The sequence below is a fragment of the Aquisalimonas asiatica genome, from assembly GCF_900110585.1.
Lineage (GTDB): Bacteria > Pseudomonadota > Gammaproteobacteria > Nitrococcales > Aquisalimonadaceae > Aquisalimonas > Aquisalimonas asiatica.
Genome location: NZ_FOEG01000008.1, coordinates 56,994 through 77,658, shown reverse-complemented (window position 1 = coordinate 77,658; position 20,665 = coordinate 56,994). Strand labels below are relative to the sequence as shown.

General features: G+C 67.7%; 16 protein-coding genes. 4 read left to right on the top strand and 12 right to left on the bottom strand.

The window, feature by feature from the left end; all coding sequences use genetic code 11:
• Positions 1-6: 6 nt before the first annotated feature.
• Complete coding sequence (locus tag BMZ02_RS14965) at positions 7-1,050, top strand: zinc-binding metallopeptidase family protein (protein WP_091645340.1); 1,044 nt, start codon at positions 7-9, stop codon at positions 1,048-1,050.
• 11 nt (positions 1,051-1,061) lie between these two features.
• Here the strand turns inward: BMZ02_RS14965 and BMZ02_RS14960 are convergent, their stop codons facing one another.
• Together BMZ02_RS14960 and BMZ02_RS14955 are read right to left on the bottom strand one after the other, a co-directional pair.
• A complete protein-coding gene (locus BMZ02_RS14960; RefSeq protein ID WP_091645338.1) occupies positions 1,062-1,790 on the bottom strand; it encodes a proteasome-type protease in 729 nt (242 codons plus the stop codon).
• Between the two features lie 37 nt (positions 1,791-1,827).
• Entirely contained in the window at positions 1,828-2,430 is a 603-nt protein-coding gene (locus BMZ02_RS14955) for a hypothetical protein (RefSeq protein ID WP_139209228.1), read from the bottom strand.
• A 194-nt stretch (positions 2,431-2,624) separates the two neighbouring features.
• On the opposite strand from BMZ02_RS14955, the gene pgi reads away from it, so the two are divergent.
• A complete protein-coding gene (pgi, locus tag BMZ02_RS14950; protein ID WP_091645335.1) occupies positions 2,625-4,289 on the top strand; it encodes a glucose-6-phosphate isomerase in 1,665 nt (554 codons plus the stop codon).
• Positions 4,290-4,361: 72 nt separating this feature from the next.
• Entirely contained in the window at positions 4,362-5,234 is an 873-nt protein-coding gene (gene galU, locus BMZ02_RS14945; RefSeq protein ID WP_091645333.1) for a UTP--glucose-1-phosphate uridylyltransferase GalU, read from the top strand.
• A 90-nt stretch (positions 5,235-5,324) separates the two neighbouring features.
• Here the strand turns inward: galU and cysQ are convergent, their stop codons facing one another.
• The 6 genes from cysQ to BMZ02_RS14915 form a co-directional block, all read right to left on the bottom strand.
• Positions 5,325-6,089 carry a 3'(2'),5'-bisphosphate nucleotidase CysQ gene (gene cysQ / locus BMZ02_RS14940; protein ID WP_091645332.1) on the bottom strand — a complete coding sequence of 255 codons (765 nt, stop codon included), beginning with the start codon at positions 6,087-6,089 and terminating at the stop codon, positions 5,325-5,327.
• 142 nt (positions 6,090-6,231) lie between these two features.
• Positions 6,232-7,962: a bifunctional sulfate adenylyltransferase/adenylylsulfate kinase gene (locus BMZ02_RS14935; RefSeq protein ID WP_091645330.1), complete on the bottom strand. Its 1,731-nt coding sequence runs from the start codon at positions 7,960-7,962 to the stop codon at positions 6,232-6,234.
• Positions 7,963-8,016: 54 nt separating this feature from the next.
• Entirely contained in the window at positions 8,017-9,783 is a 1,767-nt protein-coding gene (locus BMZ02_RS14930) for an SLC13 family permease (RefSeq protein WP_091645329.1), read from the bottom strand.
• A 101-nt stretch (positions 9,784-9,884) separates the two neighbouring features.
• Complete coding sequence (locus BMZ02_RS14925; RefSeq protein WP_091645327.1) at positions 9,885-11,228, bottom strand: UDP-glucose dehydrogenase family protein; 1,344 nt, start codon at positions 11,226-11,228, stop codon at positions 9,885-9,887.
• A 16-nt stretch (positions 11,229-11,244) separates the two neighbouring features.
• Complete coding sequence (locus BMZ02_RS14920) at positions 11,245-12,252, bottom strand: NAD-dependent epimerase (RefSeq protein WP_091645325.1); 1,008 nt, start codon at positions 12,250-12,252, stop codon at positions 11,245-11,247.
• A 96-nt stretch (positions 12,253-12,348) separates the two neighbouring features.
• On the bottom strand, positions 12,349-14,085 hold the full coding sequence (locus tag BMZ02_RS14915) for a formate--tetrahydrofolate ligase (RefSeq protein ID WP_171909945.1): 1,737 nt from the start codon (positions 14,083-14,085) through the stop codon (positions 12,349-12,351).
• Positions 14,086-14,372: 287 nt separating this feature from the next.
• On the opposite strand from BMZ02_RS14915, the gene BMZ02_RS14910 reads away from it, so the two are divergent.
• Complete coding sequence (locus tag BMZ02_RS14910) at positions 14,373-15,476, top strand: GlxA family transcriptional regulator (protein ID WP_091645324.1); 1,104 nt, start codon at positions 14,373-14,375, stop codon at positions 15,474-15,476.
• On the opposite strand, the gene BMZ02_RS14905 is transcribed toward BMZ02_RS14910, so the two are convergent.
• From BMZ02_RS14905 to BMZ02_RS14890, 4 genes are all read right to left on the bottom strand, one after another.
• A complete protein-coding gene (locus BMZ02_RS14905) occupies positions 15,451-16,062 on the bottom strand; it encodes a sarcosine oxidase subunit gamma (RefSeq protein WP_091645322.1) in 612 nt (203 codons plus the stop codon). The two genes, BMZ02_RS14910 and BMZ02_RS14905, sit on opposite strands and share 26 nt — an antisense overlap.
• Before the next feature lie 4 nt (positions 16,063-16,066).
• A complete protein-coding gene (locus tag BMZ02_RS14900; protein WP_091645320.1) occupies positions 16,067-19,030 on the bottom strand; it encodes a sarcosine oxidase subunit alpha family protein in 2,964 nt (987 codons plus the stop codon).
• A complete protein-coding gene (locus BMZ02_RS14895; RefSeq protein ID WP_091645319.1) occupies positions 19,027-19,314 on the bottom strand; it encodes a sarcosine oxidase subunit delta in 288 nt (95 codons plus the stop codon). The genes BMZ02_RS14900 and BMZ02_RS14895 overlap by 4 nt, the downstream gene beginning before the upstream one ends.
• A gap of 100 nt (positions 19,315-19,414) precedes the next feature.
• Positions 19,415-20,665, bottom strand: a complete 1,251-nt coding sequence (locus BMZ02_RS14890) for a sarcosine oxidase subunit beta family protein (RefSeq protein ID WP_091645317.1) — start codon at positions 20,663-20,665, stop codon at positions 19,415-19,417.

The following is a 20,665-nucleotide window of genomic DNA, read 5'->3' as shown; positions in this document are numbered from 1 at the left end:
GAGCGAATGCAACACGCAACCTGTATCTGCGGCAACCGGCTTTTCTTCGACAACACCTCCTGCCTGGCATGCGGGCGACATCTGGGGTTTATTCCGGGCAGTATCCGGGTGGCGCCGCTGGAACCGGACGCGGACGGCGCGTGGCGTCTGGCCGAGAACGAACAGGCCCCGCCACTGCGCGACTGCGGTAACCGCAAGACCGCCATCTGCTGCAACTGGATGATCGAGGCCGGGGACGACGGCAATCTCTGCCGTTCCTGCCGCCTGACCACGGTGATTCCGGACCTGGCGGTAGACGGCAACAACCGGCGCTGGCGAGTCATCGAACGGGCCAAACGCTACCTCGTTTACGGCCTGCTGCGCCTCCGGCTGCCCGTGATCGACCGCCACGCGGACCCGGAGCACGGCCTGGCGTTCGAGTTCATGGCGAGCACCAGCAGTGACGCGCTGGTCATGACCGGCCACGCCGGCGGCGTGATCACCCTGAACATCGCCGAGGCGGATGACGATTACCGCGAACGCACACGTGTGCTCATGGCGGAGCCCTACCGGACGGTGCTCGGCCATCTGCGCCACGAGAGCGGGCACTATTACTGGGAGCGGCTCATTGCCGGGAGTGGCTGGCACGACGAGTTCCGCCGCCGCTTCGGCGACGAGCGCGCCGACTACCGGGCCGCGCTGCAGGCGCACCATGAGCAGCCGCGCAGCGACTGGCGCGAGGCGTTCATCTCCGGTTATGCCAGCGCCCATCCCTGGGAGGACTGGGCCGAGACCTGGGCGCACTACCTGCACCTGCGGGACACCCTGGAGACCGCCGCCGACCTGGGGCTGATCATCGCCGAACACGAGCAGTACCGGCGGTTTCTCTACAACATCACCGACTTCCGGCAACTGCTGGGCGAGTGGATGCGGCTGACGGTGATCATGAACGCCCTCGCCCGCAGCGTCGGCGCGCCCGACACCTACCCGTTCACCTTCAGCCCGGGGGTGTGCAGCAAGCTGGAGTTCATCCACCAGGTCATTCACGCCACCGGCATGGGCGAGGAGTGACGCGGCTCCGGCTACTTCTCCCAGTCGAACCGCGGCAGCTCGTCGAACAGCCGCCGCAGCCCGTCGCCCCACTGCTTGCGGATGGAGGCGAAGTACGGCGAGTTCAGCTTGTAGCGCAGCGCCCGGGGAAACTCCAGGGAGTCGCGTTGGTAGATCATGAGATCCAGGGGCGGCCCGACGGAGAGATTGCTGCGCATGGTCGAATCGATGGAGACCAGCGCACACCGCGCGGCATCCTCCAGTGACAGGGACGGCTCGATGATGCGGTCGAGGATCGGTTTGCCGTACTTGGTTTCACCGATCTGCAGGAACGGCTGTTCATCGGAGCAGGTGATGTAGTTGCCCTGGGGATAGACCAGGAACAGCCCCGGCTCCTGGTCACCGATCTGCCCCCCCAGGATGAACGTGGCCTCCAGCGAGACACTGCTGGCACCCGGCCCCTCCGGCGTGTGGCGGGACTGGACGCGCTGGCTGAGTCGGCCCACGTACTCGGCCGCCTCATCAAGATAGCGGGCCTCGTACAGCGGGCCGCCGGATTGCGATTCCCGCTGGAGTTCCGCCACCACCGACTGCGTGGTCGCCAGATTGCCGGCACTGAGCAGAACCAGCGCGCGCTCCCCTTCCCAGACAAAGGGGTGCAGCTTTGGGTAGGTGTTGATGTGATCCAGGCCGGCGTTGGTGCGCGAATCCGCGGCGAACACCAAACCCGCATTCACGGATGCCGCAAGACAGTAAGTCATGGCGTTACCTTCCCAGAGTGAATGGCACGGCGCGCGCTCAGAACGCCACCGTGACGACGCCACGGACGTCGGCCGGCTGTCCGCCGTCGGCACCGGGGGCAGCGGCCACGGCTTCCACGCCGGCATCCAGCCAGGATGTCAGCGACACGCCCGCCTGCAACCCGAGCACCAGATCCAGATTGCTCTTGTCTTCCGGGCCGCGCACCCGGCTCATGCCGGCGCGCCCGCCTACGTAGACCGGCGAGCTGCCGAAATAGCGGCTGAACCGGTAGAACACGCCGTTGGAGCGCACCCGCCGGAACTGGCCCGGCGCGATCTCGGGCCGGTCGCCGGACACCGCGTGCTCGAAACCGAGCTCGAACAGCCAGCGCCCCTCGCGCTCGGTGTCCAGCAGCGCACGATACGTGATCTGCACGGCGTTGACCGTGCCGGATTCACCATTTCCGTCATCCTCATCCGCGTACCACTGCACGCCATGGGCCACGCCAACGCCCCACCGACTGGTCACGGACGACTCGGGCGGATCCATTTCCACGCGCGGGACTTCATCGGCGGAGAGCGCGCCCGGCAGGGACGCGGCGGCGAGCGCCAGCAGCGCCGACAACAGCACCGGCGGCGACGCAGAGCGAAGACGGGTCAACAGCAACATCATGCGCGGGGATTGTGTGCCAGGGCGGAAGGCATGGCAAGCACCGGTTGAGGGATCGTTCAGGATCGTCATGATGTACACTTTCGCCACTGGGAAACGCGCCTGCGCACGTCCCCAGCTTAACCCGGCCGGGGGGCACCCGCGGCGGCAATCAACACACAGTCGATCCAGCGGCATCCCAGACCATGGCGGACTCCCAAGCCTCGCACCCCTCCCTGACCGGACTGCCCGAGTGGCAGACGCTCTGCGCACACGCGGGGCTCATCCGTAACGAGCGCATCCGTGACCTGTTCCAGGCGGACCCCCAGCGCGATCAGCGTCTGAGCATGGAGACGGACCGGCTGTTTCTGGATTACTCCAAGAACCTGATCACCGGCGACACCCTCGAGCACCTCACGGGCCTTGCGGCCCGTTGCGGCCTTGGCGAGTGGATCGAGCACCTGTTCACCGGCGAGCCGGTGAACAGCACCGAGAACCGCGCGGCCATGCACATGGCCCTGCGCAACCGCGGCAACGGCGCCATGTACGTGGGCGGCCGCGACGTCATGCCGGATGTGGACCGCGAGCTCACGCGCATGCGCCTGTTCGTCAACCGCCTGCACCGCGGCGAGTACCGCGGCTGTACCGGTCGCGTGATCACCGACGTGGTCAACGTGGGCGTGGGCGGCTCCGACCTGGGCGCCGTCATGGCCACGGAAGCACTGGCCCCCTACCGCACCAACGCCATTCGCATGCACTTCGTCAGCAGCATCGACGGCGTCCACGTCACCGACGTGCTGGAGCGGGTCAACCCGAAGACGACCCTGTTCATCATCTCGTCGAAATCGTTCACCACCCTGGACACCATGACCAACGCGCGTACGGCGCGGGACTGGTTCGTGCGCCAGGTCGCCGATACGGACGCCATCGGCCAGCACTTCCTGGGCGTGTCGTCCAACGACGCCGCCATGGCGGAGTACGGCATCCGCGAGGAGAACCGGTTCCGCATCTGGGACTGGGTCGGCGGCCGCTACTCGCTGCCCTCCGCCGTGGGGCTGCCCCTGGCCATTGCCGTGGGCATGAAGAATTTCGAGGCGATGCTGGACGGCTTTCACGCCATGGACCAGCACTTCCGCACCGCACCCTGGCGCCACAACATGCCGGTGCTGATGGGGCTGCTCGGCGTCTGGTACACCAATTTCCTGGGTGCGCCGGGGCATGTGGTGCTGCCCTACGACCACCGCCTGCACCGCTTTCCGGCGTATCTCCAGCAGCTGGAGATGGAGAGCAACGGCAAGTGTGTGACCCGAGACGGCACGCCGGTGGACTACGACACCGGCGCCATTGTCTGGGGCGAAGTGGGCCCCAACGCACAGCACTCCTTCTATCAGCTCCTGCATCAGGGCACGCGGCCCGTCATGGCCGACTTCCTGGCACCGGTGCACGGCTCCGCGGAATACCCGGAGCACCACGATCTGGCGCTGGCCAACTGCTTCGCCCAGACCCGGGCGCTGATGGAGGGGCAGACCGCCGACCAGGCGCGGCGCGAAATGGAGGCGGCGGGTGTGCCGCCGGAGCGGATCGAGCAGGCGATTCCACACAAGGTGCACCCGGGCAACAAGCCCAGCAACACCATTCTCTTCGACCGCCTGGACCCGGGCACCCTCGGGGAGCTGGTGGCCCTGTACGAGCACAAGGTCTTCGTGCAGAGCGTGATCTGGGGCATCAACCCGTTCGACCAGTGGGGCGTGGAGCTGGGCAAGAAGCTGGCCAGGGAGCTGCTGCCGGCCATCACCGGCGAGCGCGATGCCGACGATGCGGACCCCTCCACCCGCGGACTGCTGGCGTACCTGCACCGGCATCGCAGCTAGGCTTGCGCCGGCTGCCGCCAGGCTCTATTTTCCAAGCCAATCCTCAACACCGAGCAAGGGAAGGACCCGTTCATGACCCAACGCATTCGCAAGGCCGTGTTCCCCGTGGCCGGCCTCGGCACACGCTTCCTGCCGGCCACCAAGGCAAGTCCGAAAGAGATGCTGCCGGTGGTGGACAAGCCGCTGATCCAGTACGCCGTGGAAGAGGCGGTGGCGGCGGGCGCGGATACGCTGGTGTTCGTCACGGGCCGTACCAAACGCGCCATCGAGGACCACTTCGACAAGGCTTACGAGCTGGAAGTGGAGCTGGAGGCCAAGCAGAAGCACAAGATGCTGGAGCTGGTGCGCAGCACCGTGCCGGAGGGCGTGAACTGCATCTACATCCGCCAGGGTGAGGCCCTCGGCCTGGGCCATGCGGTGCTCTGCGCCCAGCCCGTGGTCGGCGACGAGCCGTTCGCGGTCATCCTCGCCGACGACCTGATCGACGGCCAGGGCGAGAAGGTCATGTCGCAGATGGTGCGCGAGTTCGACGATCACCAGTGCTCGCTGCTGGGGGTGGAGCGCGTGCCCATGGAGGAGACCGGCAGCTACGGCGTGGTCAGCGCACGGGACTTCTCCGACGGGCTCTCGGCGGTGGACGCCATCGTCGAGAAGCCGGACCCGGCGGAGGCGCCCTCCAACCTCGCCGTGGTCGGGCGCTACGTGCTCACACCGCGCATCTTCGACCTGCTCCGTGACACACCCCCGGACGCCAAGGGCGAGATCCAGCTCACCGATGCCATCTCCACCCTGCTGGGCCACGAACGGGTGCTGGCGCACGAGTTCACCGGCAGGCGCTACGACTGCGGCAGCAAGCTCGGCTACCTGAAGGCCACGGTGGAGTACGGACTCCAGCACCCGGAGCTCGGGCCGGCGTTTGCGGAGTATCTGAAGAGCCGGGGGTGAAGTGGCAGAATTCGGGGGTCGCGACTGACGTCGCTCCTACATCAGGTTTCGCGGGCGCGTAGGAGCGACGTCAGTCGCGATTTCCGGCCATCAAGCCGAGACGATGAAAAACCCGTTCCGCAGGTCATCCTTGTTGTAGGTGAGCGGCGTGGTTTCGTCCTCCGCCATCACCACCCGCCCGCCGGCGGCCTCGACGATGGCCTGGCCGGCGCCGGTGTCCCACTCCATGGTCGGCCCGAAGCGCGGATAGAGCGTCGCCCGCCCCTCGGCCACCACACAGAACTTCAGCGAGCTGCCCACGGGCACTTCATCGGCGACGGTGATCCGCTCCAGGAACGCCGCCAGCTCGCCGCTGGGGTGGGACCGGCTCTTGACCACGGCGTGGCCGTCATCGGGCGTACGCACCGCCAGCGGCTCGCGCGCGCCGTCGGCACCGGTCTGCTTCCAGGCACCCGAACCCACTCCCCCCCCATAGGTGGTGTCCAGCGCCGGGGCGTGGATGACGCCCCAGACAGGGCGACCGCCTTCCACCAGCGCGATATTCACGGTGAACTCACCGTTGCGCTTGATGAACTCCTTGGTGCCGTCCAGCGGGTCCACCAGCCAGAACCGCGGCCACTGCTGGCGCTTGGCGGCGGGGACGTCGGCACCCTCCTCGGACAGCACCGGGATCTCCGGCGTGAGCGCCCGCAGTTCGCGGTCGATGATGGCGTGGGCGGCCCGGTCCGCCGCGGTGAGCGGCGAGTCATCGTCCTTGGTTTCCACGTCGAAGTCGGGGCCATTGTAGACCGCGAGAATCGCATCGCCCGCGCGGCGGGCGATGGCAACGACGGTCTCGAAATCGGGTTGAGTCATGCTCGCTCCATGGTCGGATAGTGGACCGTAGGCCCGTAGGGTGGACCTTCAGGTCCACCAGGGGTCTCCGCGATGGTGGACCTGAAGGTCCACCCTACGGTCCACTACGGTCTACCCTGCGGGTTGCGCCCGCCGTAGTCGGTCAGTCCAGGTCGATGTAGCCCTGCTTCTCCAGGTGCAGGATCACCTGCTGGGCCAGCTCATCGGCGGAGTAGCGGGACGTATCCACGACCACCTCGGCGTTCTCCGGCTCCTCGTAGGGATCGTCGATACCGGTGAACTGCTTGATCTGCCCGGCGCGCGCCTTGGCGTACAGCCCCTTGCGGTCGCGTTCCTCGCAGACTTCCAGCGGCGTGGCCACGTACACCTCGATGAAACCACCGCCCTGGCTCACCATCTCGCGCACTTCCCGGCGCGTGGCGCGGTAGGGGGCGATGGGCGCGCAGATGGCGACACCGCCGTTCTTGGTGATCTCACTGGCGACAAAGCCGATGCGGCGGATGTTGATCTCCCGGTGCTCCTTGGAGAAGCCCAGCTCGCTGGAGAGGTGCTTGCGCACCAGGTCCCCGTCGAGCATGGTCACCGGCCGCGTGCCGTGCTCCATGAGCTTGGCCATGACCACGTTGGCGATGGTGGACTTGCCCGACCCCGACAGGCCGGTGAAGAACACCGTGAACCCCTGCTGGCGCTTCGGCGGGAAGGCCTGCCGCAGCTTGGTGATGACCTCGGGGTAGGAGAACCAGTCCGGCAGCTCCAGCCCTTCTTTCAGCCGGCGGCGCAGCTCGGTGCCGGAGATGTTCAGGACGCGGGCGTCCTCGGGCACCTCCGAGCGCGGGACGTACTGCGCCATGTCCTCCACGTAGACCATCTCCTCGAACGGCTGCATGACGATGCCCAGCTCGTCCTGGTACTTGCGCACCAGCTCCTGGGCGTCGTAGGGGCCGTAGAAGTCCTCGCCGGCGCTATTCTTGCCCGGGCCGGCGTGGTCGCGGCCGACGATGAACCGCGTGCACCCGTGGTTCTTGCGGATGATGGCGTGCCACACGGCCTCGCGCGGGCCGCCCATGCGCATGGCCAGCGGCAGCAGGCTGAGCTGGGTGGTCTGCTCGGGGAAGTGCTTGACCACTTCCTGGTAGCAGCGCACGCGCACGAAGTAGTCCACGTCACCCGGCTTGGTCATGCCCACCACGGGGTGGATCAGCAGGTTGGCCTCGCCCTTCTGCGATGCGCGCTTCGCCAGCTCCACGTGCGCCCGGTGCATGGGGTTGCGGGTCTGGAAGGCGACCACGTTGTTCCAGCCCATCTTGGCGAACCACTCGCGCAGCTCCCGCGGCGTGTGGCGCAGGTGCTTGAAGGTGTGGTGCGGCGGCAGCTCGATGCCCTCCAGCGGGCCACCCAGGTAGACCGGATTGGTCTGGTGGAACAGGCGAAAGACCTCCGGATGCGCCTCATCGGCCGCGCCGTAGACCTGCTCCGCCTGCTTGCGGACGTCCGGGCGGTAGCTGTCCTCGACGGTCATGATGGCGAGCACCATGCCCTCGGGATGGCGCAGGGCGATGCGGGCGCCGGCCTTGAGGCTGCCGGCAAACTCCTCGGTGACGTCCAGGTTGATCGGGATCGGCCAGAGGGTGCCGTCCGCCAGGCGCATGTCGGCACACACGGCGTTGTAATCGGCCTCGCGCAGGAAGCCGTCCAGCGGCGAGAAGCCACCATTGAGCAACAGCTCGATATCGCACACCTGGCGCTCGGTGAGATCCCAGGATGGCAGGTCGCGCGCTTCCTCGCGCAGTGCGGCCGCGCGGTCCGAATCCACCAGCAGCTCTTTCAGGGTGCCGCCGTGGGGCGGCGTCAGGTCTTTCGATGCGTCACTCATGAACCGTGTCCTCTTTATTCCGTCGTGCAAGTATGAATCAGGGTCCCGCGGGGGTCAGAATCCCCACACCAGCGGGATGACCAGAATCGCCACCAGCGCCGTCACCAGGTTGAGCGGCAGCCCGAGGCGCAGAAAGTCCGAAAAATGATAGCCCCCGGGCCCGTAGACCATCAGGTTGGTCTGGTAGCCGATGGGCGTGGCGAAACTGGCGGACGCCGCCAGCATGATCGCCACCACGAAGGGCATGACGCTCACGCCCAGATCCGACGACACCGCGAACGCGATGGGAAACATCAGCAGCGCGGCGGCGTTGTTGGTAATCACCGCCGTGAAACCGGCCGTGAGCAGGTAGATCGCCGCCAGATTCAGCAGCGGCGCATCACCCACGAACCCCATGACCGTCTGCGCCGTGGCCAGCGCGACGCCGGTCTGGTCCATGGCGGCGCCCAGGCCGAAGGCGGCGGCGATCACCAGCAGCACGGACCAGTCGATGTTGCGCCGGGCGGTCTCCACCGTGCAGCAGCCGGTGACGAGCATCCCGGCGGCCGCCAGCAGCGCCGCCTCCAGCATACTCAGCCAGCCGAACCCGGCGGTGACCACCATGACGCCCAACAGCCCGATGGCCAGCGGTGCGCGCTCGTGGCGCGGCGGCGACGAATCCTCCACCTGGCTCACCAGGAAGAAGTCGCGGCTGTTGCGCTGCTGGTCCACGAACGACTGGCGGGCCTCCAGCAGCAGGGTGTCGCCGGGCTGAATGACGATGTCACCGATCTTGCCGCCCAACCGCTCGCCGTTGCGCGCCACGGCGATGACCACGGCATTGTACCGGGAACGGAAGCGGCCATCGCGGATGGTCTTGCCCACCACCGGACAGCTGCCCGAGACCACCGCCTCGATCATGATGCGCTGGGAACGCAGCCCCTCGAGCTTGAACACCTGCTCCGTTGCCGGCGTCAAGCCGCGGATCTTCTGCAGCTCCACCACCGACTCCACCACGCCGACGAACACCAGACGGTCCCCCGACTGGAGCTTCTCCCGCGGCGACACCGCCGGCAGTACCGAGCCGTTGCGGTCGATCTCGGCCAGGAACATGCCGGAGAGGTGGCGCAGGCCGGCGCTCTCGATGGACTTGCCCACCAGCGGGCCGTCCGTGTCCACCAGCATTTCCACACTGTACTCGCGCGGGTCGCTCATGCGGCTCATGGCGGGTTGGCGCTCGGGCAGCAGCCAGCGCGTGGTGAGCAGAATGAATGCAAGCCCCACCACCGCCACGGGCACACCGACCCAGGCGAGGTCGAACATGCGCATGCCCTCGCCGGTGCGCTCGGTCACGAGGCCGTTGACCACCAGGTTGGTACTGGTGCCGATGAGGGTGCAGGTGCCGCCGAGAATCGCCGCGTAGCTGAGGGGGATCATCAGCTTGGAGTTGGACAGGCCGAACTTGCGTGCCCACTCGTTCACCGCCGGGATGAGCATGGCCACCACCGGCGTGTTGTTGAGGAACGCACTCATGAACGCCACCGGCGTCATGAGCTTCACCTGGGCGTGGGCCAGGGATCGCGGCCGCCCCAGCAGGCGCTGCACCACCCAGTGAATGCCCCCGGTCTCCTGCAGACCGGAGACCACCACGTAGAGCACTGCAACGGTGATCAGGCCCTGGTTCGCAAGCCCGCGGAAGGCCTCCGACGGATCCAGAACCCCTGCCAGCAGCAGGATGGTCAGTCCGCCAAGGAAGACCATATCCGCCGCCATTCGCGTGAGGATCAGCGTCCCCAGCACGCCGACGACGACGGCAACAGTCAACCACGCCTCCCATCCCAAGGCAGGCTACTCCTCTGATCGCAAAGCGCTGAACTGTACCCGCCCTTCCTTAGAAGACAAAGGAATGATTGGTCATACAGTCAGATATAAAAGGAATACGGTCAGTTGAATGTCCGCACGCTCTCGCCCCGGCCGATGGCGTAGTACGTGAAGCCCGCATCCACCATGCGCTTCGGGTCGTACACGTTGCGCCCGTCCACCAGTACAGGCTGCTTCAGCGCCGCCTTGATGCGATCGAAATCCGGGCTGCGGAACTGCTGCCACTCGGTGCACAGCACCAGCGCATCAGCCCCCTCCAGGGTGTCGTAGGCGGAGTCGCACAGCGCCAGGTCGTCACGCTCCCCGTAGAGGTGGCGGGTCTCATCCATGGCTTCCGGATCGAACGCGCGCACCCTTGCGCCGGCCTGCCACAGCGCCTCCATGAGCGTGCGGCTGGGCGCCTCGCGCATGTCGTCGGTGTTGGGCTTGAACGCCAGCCCCCACAACGCGATGGTGCGGCCTTCCAGGTGGCCGTGGAAATGCTCGTACAGGCGCTGGAACAGCACGGTCTTCTGGCGCGCGTTCACGGCCTCCACGGCGTCCAGGATCAGGGGCTGGTAATCCACCTCGCGGGCGGTGCCGGCCAGCGCCTTGACGTCCTTGGGGAAGCAGGAGCCGCCGTAGCCGCAGCCCGGGTAGATGAAGTGGTAGCCGATACGGGGATCGGAGCCGATACCGTGGCGCACGGATTCGATATCCGCGCCCAGCCGCTCGGCCAGCCCGGCCAGTTCGTTCATGAAACTGATCTTGGTGGCGAGCATGGCGTTGGCGGCGTACTTGGTCAGCTCCGCCGAGCGCACGTCCATGACCAGCACCTTCTCCTGCTTGCGCCCGAACGGCGCGTAGAGATCGCGCATGAGCTGCGTGGCACGCCCGTCGTCGCTGCCGACCACCACGCGGTCGGGCTTCATGAAGTCGTTGATGGCGGCCCCTTCCTTGAGGAACTCCGGGTTGGAGACCACCGCGTAGGGCACATCCATGCCCCGGGCAGCGAGCTGCTCCGAGAGCACGGCGCGCACGCGGTCGGCGGTGCCGACGGGCACCGTGGACTTGTCCACGACCACCCGGTAACCGTCCATGTGCTCGCCGATGCTCTTCGCCACCTGCAGCACGTACTGCAGATCGGCGGAGCCGTCTTCCTCCGAGGGTGTACCCACGGCGATGAACTGCAGCAGCCCGTGGCCAACGGCCTCGGCCACGTCGGTGGTGAACCGCAGGCGTCCGGCGTTGCGGTTGGCGGCGATCATGTCGTCCAGCCCCGGCTCGTAGATGGGCACCTCGCCGCGGTTGAGCCGCGCCACCCGGTCCGCGTTCACGTCCACGCAGAGGACGTCGTTGCCCGTTTCCGCCAGGCAGGTGCCGGTGACCAGCCCCACATAGCCACTGCCGAAAATCGTGATCTTCATGGCGTCCCGTTCCTTATCAAACCCTGTAGTAATCCCGGTACCAGGCCACGAACCGTTTCACGCCCTCTTCCACCGGCGTGTCCGGCCGATAACCCACATCCCGCACCAGCTCCTCGGCATCCGCCCAGGTGTCGGGCACATCGCCCTGCTGCATGGGCAGCAGGTTCTTGTCGGCTTCACGGCCCAGGCACTCCTCGAGCACCTGGATATAGCGCATCAGCTCCACCGGCCGGTTGTTGCCGATGTTGTAGAGCCGGTAGGGCGCCGCGCTGGACGCGGGATCGGGCGCGTCGCCCGACCACTGCGGATCCGGGGCGGCCACGTGGTCGGTGGCACGGACCACGCCCTCGGCAATGTCGTCCACGTAGGTGAAATCGCGGCGATGGTCGCCGTAGTTGTAGACGTCGATGGGCTCGCCCGCCAGGATCGCTTTGGTGAACTTGAACAGCGCCATGTCGGGCCGACCCCAGGGGCCGTAGACGGTGAAAAAGCGCAGACCGGTCACCGGTAGCCCGTGCAGGTGGGCGTAGGTATGGGCCATGAGCTCGTTGGCCTTCTTGGTGGCGGCATACATGGACAGCGGGTGATCCACGTTCTGGTGCACCGAGAACGGCATGGCGGTGTTGGCGCCGTAGACGGAGCTGGTGGAAGCGTAGACCAGGTGCTCCACACCGGCCTCACGGCAGGCCTCGAGCACGTTCATGAAGCCGACCACGTTGCTATCCACGTAGGCGTGCGGGTTCTCCAGCGAATACCGCACGCCGGCCTGGGCGGCCAGGTGAATCACCCGGTCGAAGCCACCGTGACGAAACAGCGCGGCCATGCCCGGGCCGTCGGCCACGTCCAGGTGTACGAACCGGAACCGGTCGTGGCCCTGCAGGTGCGCGAGCCGCGCTTCCTTGAGGCTGACATCGTAGTAGTCGTTGAGGTTGTCCAGCCCCACCACGGTATCGCCGCGCGTGAGCAGCCGCTGCGCCACGTGAAAGCCGATGAAACCGGCTGCGCCGGTGACCAGAATCTTCATTGCCTGCCCCCAAACGAAACGACCCACCGCAGGCCCCGCGGTGGGTCGTGACATGGTAACCCTCCGGTGGCCGTGCGACCACCGGTGAACGGCCGTTCAGAACAGGCCGACGATCTGCTCGTTCTCGTCGATGTCGATGTGGGCGGCTGCCGGGTCCGTACCCAGGCCCGGCATGGTGCGCATCTCGCCGCACAGGGCGTAGACGAAACCGGCTCCGGCGGACAACCGCACTTCGCGCACCGGCAGCACCCAACCCGTGGGCGCCCCCTGCTTGCCGGCGTCGGCCGACAGGGAGAGATGCGTCTTGGCAATGCACACGGGCAGGTCGCCATACCCCTGGTACTGGTAACTGTCGATCTGCCTGCGCGCCTCGGCGCTGAACTCGACGCCGCCCGCCCCGTAGATGCGCGTGGCGATGCGCTTGATCTTGTCATCCAGGTGCATGTCGTCCGGATACAGGTACTCGAAGCGGTTCGGCTCCTCCGCGGCCGCCGCCACGGCCTCCGCCAGCTCCGCGGCACCGGCCCCGCCGTCACGCACGTGGGTGCACAGCGCCACCCGGGCGCCGGCCTGCTCGGCCACGTCGCGGATGGCCTCGTGCTCGGAGGCGTAGTCCGTCGGGAAGACATTGATGGCCACCACCGGCGCAATGCCGTGAGCACGGATGTTGTCGATCTGCTTGCGCAGGTTGTCGGCGCCGGCGTAGACGTCGTCGGGATTCTCCGCGGTCATCTCCTCCGGCAACGGCCGCCCCGGGACGACCCGGAAGCGCCCGGAGTGGAATTTCAGACCGCGCACGGTGGCGACAAGCACCGCCGCGTCCGGAACCATGCCGGAGGCCCGGCACTTGATGTTGAAGAACCGCTCCGCGCCCATGTCGGCACCGAAACCGGCTTCGGTGATGAGGTAGTCGCTGGTGCGCAGCGCGATGCGGTCGGCAACGATCGACGAGTTGCCATGGGCAATGTTGCCGAACGGCCCGGCATGCATGAGCGCCGGCGTATGCTCCAGGGTCTGCAGCAGGTTGGGCTTGAGTGCGTCCTTGAGCAGCGCCGTCATGGCACCGGCAGCACCGATGTCCTCGGCGGTGACCGGCTGATGGCTGCGGGTGTACCCCACCACGATCCGGCCCAGCCGGGCCCGCAGGTCACTCAGCGAATGCGCCAGGGCGAGAATGGCCATGACCTCGGACGCAGCGGTGATCTCGAAACTGCTCTGGCGGGTGAATCCGTCGGCGCTGGAGCCCAGGCCGGTGACGATGTTGCGCAGGGCGCGGTCGTTGATGTCCATGGTCCGCTTCCAGCTGATCTGCTGCGGATCCAGGTCCACCCCCCGCCGGTGGTGCAGGTGGTTGTCGATCATCGCCGAGAGCAGGTTGTGCGCCGACGACACGGCGTGAATGTCCCCCGTGAGGTGGAGGTTGATCCGCTCCATGGGGATGACCTGGCTGTAGCCGCCACCGGCTGCGCCGCCCTTGATGCCAAGGGTGGGGCCCATGGAGGGCTGGCGCAGCGCCACGGCCGCCGAGCGGGCGATATGGTGGAAACCCTGGGCCAGCCCGATCGAGGTGGTGGTCTTGCCTTCCCCGAGCGGCGTCGGCGTAATGGCGGAGACCACCACGTACTTGCCCCGCGGTCGATCCGCCAGGGCGTGCATGGCGGTCAGGTCGATCTTGGCGACATCGTGGCCGTAGGGCTCCACGTAATCCTGGTCCAGCCCCATGGCGGCTGCGATCTCACCAATGGGCCGCCTCGGCGTGTGCCGCGCAATCTCCAGGTTGCTGGGCAGCACATCCGCGACCGCCGCTTCCACCTCTTTCACGCTCGTTGCCATGGTTCCTCCTGCTCTTGACGGGCGTTGATCACGACTTGTGATGGCATTATTGCGGCCCGGATGGGCGATGAGTGTCCTGCAGGCGTCATTCAAGGGTTTCTGCACGACAACCCGTTTTAGATTGACGACTTAACAGCGATTCAAAAAACGGTTTATTCTGATTCGAGACGCTTTGCGGAAAGCCGGAGACGTTCCTGGGAAAGCGATCCTGCCGTCGCTGGGGGATAAAAACGCTACGCGAACAGAAAAGCCGATCATGGCGGACGGAAGAAGGAGGAAGGGTTGCAATGAACACCACGGATCGCGGCAGTGTCACCAGCACGCCCCGGCGGATCGGCTTTCTGATGATTCCCGGTTTCTCGCAGATGGCCTTCTCGTCGGCACTGGAGCCGTTGCGCATGGCCAACCAGCTCACCGAGAAACCCCTTTATTCCTGGCACATGATCAGCCGCACCGGCGAGCCGGTGGCGGCGAGCAACGGACTGTCGGTCACGCCCGAGACCGGGTTGCGCGAGGCGCTGGACCTGGGCCTCGACATGGCGCTGGTGTGCAGCGGCGTGGACGTGCAGGAACACATCGACCGCGACACCCTGGCGTGGCTGAGCCGGCTCGCCCGCCGTCATGTACCCCTGGGCTCGGTGTGCACCGGCGGCTACATCCTGGCACGCGCAGGGGTGCTGAATGGCTACCGGTGCACCCTGCACTGGGAACACATCTCAAGCATTCACGAAGCGCTGCTGTTCCCGGACGTGGAGTTCTGCTCCGAGCTGTTCGTGCTGGACCGTGATCGCTACACCTGCTCCGGCGGTGTCGCCCCCCTGGACATGATGCTCACGCTGATCGCCCGGGAGCATGGCGCGGATCTGGCGGAGCGCATCGCCGAAGAGTTCCTGCACGAGCGCATCCGCGATTTCACCGAACGCCAGCGCACGCCGCTGAAGGTGCGCCTGGGTACCAGTCAACCGAAACTGGTGGAAGTGGTCACGCTGATGGAGGCCAATCTCCACGAGCCCCTGACCCTGGACGAACTGGCCTCCCATGCACGCCTGTCCCGGCGACAGCTGGAGCGGCTGTTCCAGCGCCACCTGGGTTGCCCGCCGACGCGCTACTACATGGATCTGCGCCTGGCGCGCGCCCGCCAGCTACTGCTGCAAACGGAGATGCCCATTACCGACGTGGCGCTGGCGTGCGGTTTCGTATCGCCTCCGCACTTCACCAAGTGCTACCACGAGCGCCAGGGTCGCTCGCCCTCTGAAGAGCGTCGGCTGCGGCGCCAGCGCCTGGTCGCCGGGGCGGCGCCGTTGCACGCGCAGCAACCCGCGGCGCTGGTTTCAAACCCCGAACCCGTGTCCGCCGATTCGGAGTTCACGCCCCTGGAGGAGGCGGAGTAGACGCGGCGCCGTCACGGGACTCCGTCCGCCGCGCCACGGCGGTGAGCCAGTCGCGCAGGTAGCCGGCCATGCTGCGGCGGATCAACAGCCGGAACGTGGGCGCTCCGTCCAGCGCCCAGAGCACGACCGTGCCATGCCCGAGACGGGTCTGGGCACACTGGCCGGCTGCGAACTCCCGCGCGTGAAGATCCAGCGGCGTACCCCGGGCGAGCACCGCACGGCTGCGCTCACCGGTGAGTTCGAGCATGGCGTACCCCGCGCCCAGCGCCGTCACCGCCCCCCGGGTGGTGCCCAGCGCCCCGCGAACCGCCTCCAGGCGGCCGGCCGGTCCATGGGGTTCGACCACCGCCAGCCACTCGTCCGGGCCCGCCCACAGCAGTTGCAGCCCCTCCCCGGCCGCCCAGGTGTTGGGCGTGACCGGGGGCGGACACCCCAGCGCCGAGGTCACCGCATCCACGAACGCCGGTTCGTCGGCGTTGCCGCGGAGGTTGAGAATGTCTGCGGGCACGACGGATCGCAACGCCACGCCTGCGAACGCCGGCAGGTCCGGGTCGGTCAACGGTGAGCGGGCCGGTACGTCGGTCATGGCGCTACTCCTGGGGCGGCTGGTAGAAGGACGGAGCGGTCACGGTGACCGCGATGGGGCCGGCGTCCAGATCCCACGCCGTCAGCCGTTCGCCATGGCGCGCGCGGCCGCCGTTGACCATGGCCAGGGCGAAGCTATGGCCGATGCGGGCGCCGTAGTAGCTGGAGGTCACCCACCCTTCCAGCGGCACCGGCGTTGACTGATCCGGGTCGTGTACGAGCTGGGCGCCTTCCGGGACGACCACCTCCGGGTCGTCCGGCGTCAGCCCCACCAGCTGCGGACGGTCGTCGCGGCGGAAATCCGGGCGGCTCAGCGAGCGCTTGCCGAGACAGTCCTTGCGATCGCTGATCACCCCCTGCATGCCAAGATCCAGCGGGCTCACGGCGCCGTCGGTGTCCTGGCCGACGATGATGAACCCCATCTCGGCACGCAGCACGTGCATGGCCTCGGTGCCGTAGGGGGTGATGCCGTACCGCTCGCCCAGGGCGAACGCGCCCTCCCAGAGGAACAGCCCGTGGTCCGCCGGCACACTGATCTCGAAGGTCAGCTCGCCGCTGAAGCTGGCGCGCTGCACCCGGGCCGGCACACCGGCCACGTGCCCCTCGCGCACCGCCATGAACGGGAACGCCTGCGGATCCAGGTCGATGTCGGTGCCGAGATCCCGCAGCAGATCGCGGCTGTACGGCCCGGCCAGGGACATGATCGCCCACTGGTCGGTCACCGAGGTGAGATATACATCCAGCTCCGGCCACTCCGTCTGCAGCCAGCGCTCCAGCCACCCCATCACCGTGGCGGCGCCACCGGTGGTGGTGTACATCAGGTAGTGGTGCTCGCCGAGCCGGGCGGTGACGCCGTCGTCCAGGACCGTCCCGTTCTCGTCCAGCATGATGCCGTACCGGCACCGCCCCACCGCGAGCCTGCGCCAGTTGTTGGTGTAGACGCGCTCCAGCAGCGTGACGGCATCCGGCCCCTGGATGTCGATCTTGCCCAGGGTGGAGTAGTCCAGCGCACCGATGCCGCGCTGGGTGGCGAGGCACTCGCGCCGCACGGCCTCGTCCATGGATTCACCGGCTTGCGGGTAGTACCAGGCGCGCTTCCACTGCCCCACGTCCTCGAACAGCGCACCCCGGGCCACGTGCCAGTCATGCATGGGCGTGGTGCGCTCGGGCTGGAACAGCGCCCCCAGCTCTTCACCCACGAGCGCGCCGTAGGTCACCGGTGTCCAGGCGGGGCGGAAGGTGGTGGTGCCCACGGCCTCCACGTTCTCACCCAGGAGTTCCGCGACGATACCGGAGCCGACGATGTTCCCCAGACGCCCCTGGTCCGTGCCGAACCCCATGATGCTGTAGCGCTTGACGTGCTCGATGGAGCGGTAGCCTTCACGCACGGCCAGCTCCAGGTCAGAGGTCTTGACGTCGTTCTGCAGATCCACGAACGCCGGCAGTTTGCCTGCCGACGGGGCGGGGGCGCGCCAGAGGACCCGCAACGCACCCGGAGCCGGGTCGTCGTCATGGACAGACGGCGTCTCGGCCATGGCCGGCTCGAAGCCCAGGGCCGCGGCGGCCGTCGCCCCCGCCTCGGCGCCGTTGGCAAGCACCTCGGCAAGGGAGAACACCCCGTCCGCCGCACCGGCGGAGCGTACATGCTCCGGCCCCGCTGCCGGCAGCAGCGTCGCCAGGTCGTGATCGAAGCGCAGCGGGCCGCGAATGTGTGAGTGCAGGTGCACCGCCGGATTCCAGCCGCCGGAGACGGCGATCAGGTCACACGGCACGCGCTGCTGCCCCTGACGCGCCAGGTCGCCGATGGTCGCTGCGGTGACATGCTTGCGCCCGTGCGCACTCAGCACGGCGCTGCCCAGGCGGACGTCCACACCGGCCGCGCGCGCGGCCAGGGCAACGCCGCTGCCCTCCTCCCGGGCGTCGGCAACCACCACTGATGCCCCGGCCCCCTGCAGGGCCTCCACGGCAGCGTAGGCGGAGTCGTTATTGGCGAACACCACCGCCCGCTGGCCCGGGCACACGCCGTAGCGGCGGATGTAGGTGGTCACGGCGGAGGCCGTCATCACGCCCGGGCGGTCGTTGTTGCCGAACACGATGGGCCGCTCGATGGCCCCGGCGGCGATCACCATCTGCCGGGCGCGCACACGCCAGTAGCGTTCGCGCGGGCCAGCGCGCTCACCGGGTGGCAGGTGATCGTTCAGGCGTTCCACCAGCCCGGCGAATCCATGGTCGTAATTGCCGAACACCGCCGTGCGCGGGAGCAGCGTCACCTCGGGCATGTCCGCGAGTTCCGCCACCGCGCGGGCAACCCAGTCCGCCGCATGGGCATCACCGATCTGCGCCCGGCTGGCAAGCAGATGGCCACCGAAACACGCCTGCTCGTCCGCGAGAATCACCCGGGCACCGGCCCGGGCCGCGGTCAGTGCGGCCTGCAAGCCGGCCGGGCCGCCGCCGGCCACCAGCACGTCGCAATGGGCGTTGCGGCGGTCGTACACGTCCGGGTCCGGCCCGTCCGGGGCGTACCCGAACCCCGCTGCCGGGCGGATCACCTGTTCATACCGCTCCCACCAGCCCTGGGGCGACATGAACGTCTTGTAGTAGAACCCCGCCGGCATGAACGGCGACAACGCCCCCATGGCCGCGCCCGGATCCCGCTCCGGCCGGCCTACGGCGGGTCGCGCCTCCAGTCCGTCGTAGAGCTCGGTCTGGGTCGCACGCCGGTCGGGCAGCGTGACTGCGCCACGGTCGATCTGCAGCAGGGCGTTGGGCTCCTCCGGGCCATGGCCGACGATGCCACGGGGCCGGTGCAGCTTGATGCTGCGGTTGACCACGCTGATGCCGTTGGCGAGCAGCGCCGACGCCAGCGTGTCGCCGGCATAGCCCTCCAGCTCACGGCCGTCAAAGACGAACCGCAGTGGTTCACCACGATCGACGAGGCCTCCCTGGGCCAGACGGCGCGGCTGATTCATGATGCCTGCTCCCGCGCGGGCGGCGTGTCACCGATACGGTACGCCGCGTGGATGGCATAAGTGGCCGTGTTGCGCTCGACGTTGAACCAGCGCCGGCAGCCGTGGGCGTGCAGCCACTGCTCCCGGTGCCAGCCACAGGTGTTGGTGCGCATGAACTGGTAATCCGCCCATTCCGCGTCCGACAGGGACTCGGGCTCACGCGGCCGGAGGATGTGGGCCTCGCCACCGTAGCTGAACTCGCTCTCGTCGCGGGGACCGCACCAGGGGCATGGGATCAGTAGCATGGGGGTCTCTCCACAGAAATCTTGTAGGAGCGACGTAAGTCGCGATCGAGGGCCAGGTCGCGACTCACGTCGCTCCTACGGCTCCGGCCCGGGTTTCGGATCAATGCGCCACCGCCGCCGCGCCGTGTTCGTCCACCAGCGCCCCGGTCTCGAACCGGTCCAGGCCAAAGGGCGCGTTGATTGCGTGTGGCTCGCCGGTGGCCAGCGTATGGGCGAAGGCCCAGCCCGACCCCGGCGTCGCCTTGAAGCCGCCGGTGCCCCAGCCGCAGTTGAAGAACAGCCCGCCCACCGGCGTCTTGCCGATAATGGGCGAGGCGTCCGGGCAGGTATCCACGATGCCGCCCCAGTGACGCAGCAGCCGCATGCGGCTGAAGATCGGGTAGAGCTCCACCAGCGCCGCCAGGAAGTGCTCGATGGTCTGGACGCTGCCGCGCTGGCCGTAGCCGTTGTAGGCGTCGATACCCGCGCCGATCACCAGCTCGCCCTTGTCGGACTGGCTGACGTAGACGTGGATGGCGTTGGACATGACCACCGTGTCGAGAATCGGTTTGATGGGCTCGGAGACCAGCGCCTGCAGCGGGTGGCTCTCGATGGGCAGCCGGAAGCCGGCCATCTCCGCGAGCACGCCCGCATGGCCGGCCACCACCACGCCCACCCGGTCCGCGTCGATGGGACCGCGGGATGTGTCCACGCCAACCACTGCACCGTTCTCGCGCCGGATGCCGGTAACCTCGCAGTTCTCCACCACGTCCACACCGAGGCTGTCCGCGGCACGGGCGAAACCCCAAGCGACGGCGTCGTGCCGGGCGATGCCGGCGCGGGGCTGCCACGAGGCACCCAGCACCGGAAAGCGGATGTCGGCGCTGGTGTTGATGAACGGCACCCGCGCCTTCACCCCGTCCTGGTCCAGCACCTCGCCATCGATCCCGTTCAGGCGATTGGCATTCACGCGCCGGCGGATGTCGCGCATATCCTGCAGGGTATGGCCCAGGTTGAGCACGCCGCGCTGGCTGAACATGACGTTGAAATTGATATCCGCCGACAGCCCCTCCCAGAGCTTCATGGACTTCTCGTACAGAGCGGCGGAGGCGCTCCACAGGTAGTTGGAACGCACGATGGTGGTGTTACGCGCGGTGTTGCCACCGCCGATCCAGCCCTTCTCCAGCACGGCGACGTCGGTGATGCCGTGCTCCTTTGCCAGGTAATAGGCCGTGGCCAGGCCGTGCCCGCCGCCCCCGACGATCAGCACACGGTAGCGCCGCCGGGGGGCCGCCTGGCGCCAGGCGGGCTCCCAGTGACGGTGGCCGCTGGCGGCGTGGCGGGCGATATTGAGGGCCGAGTAGCGCTGCAT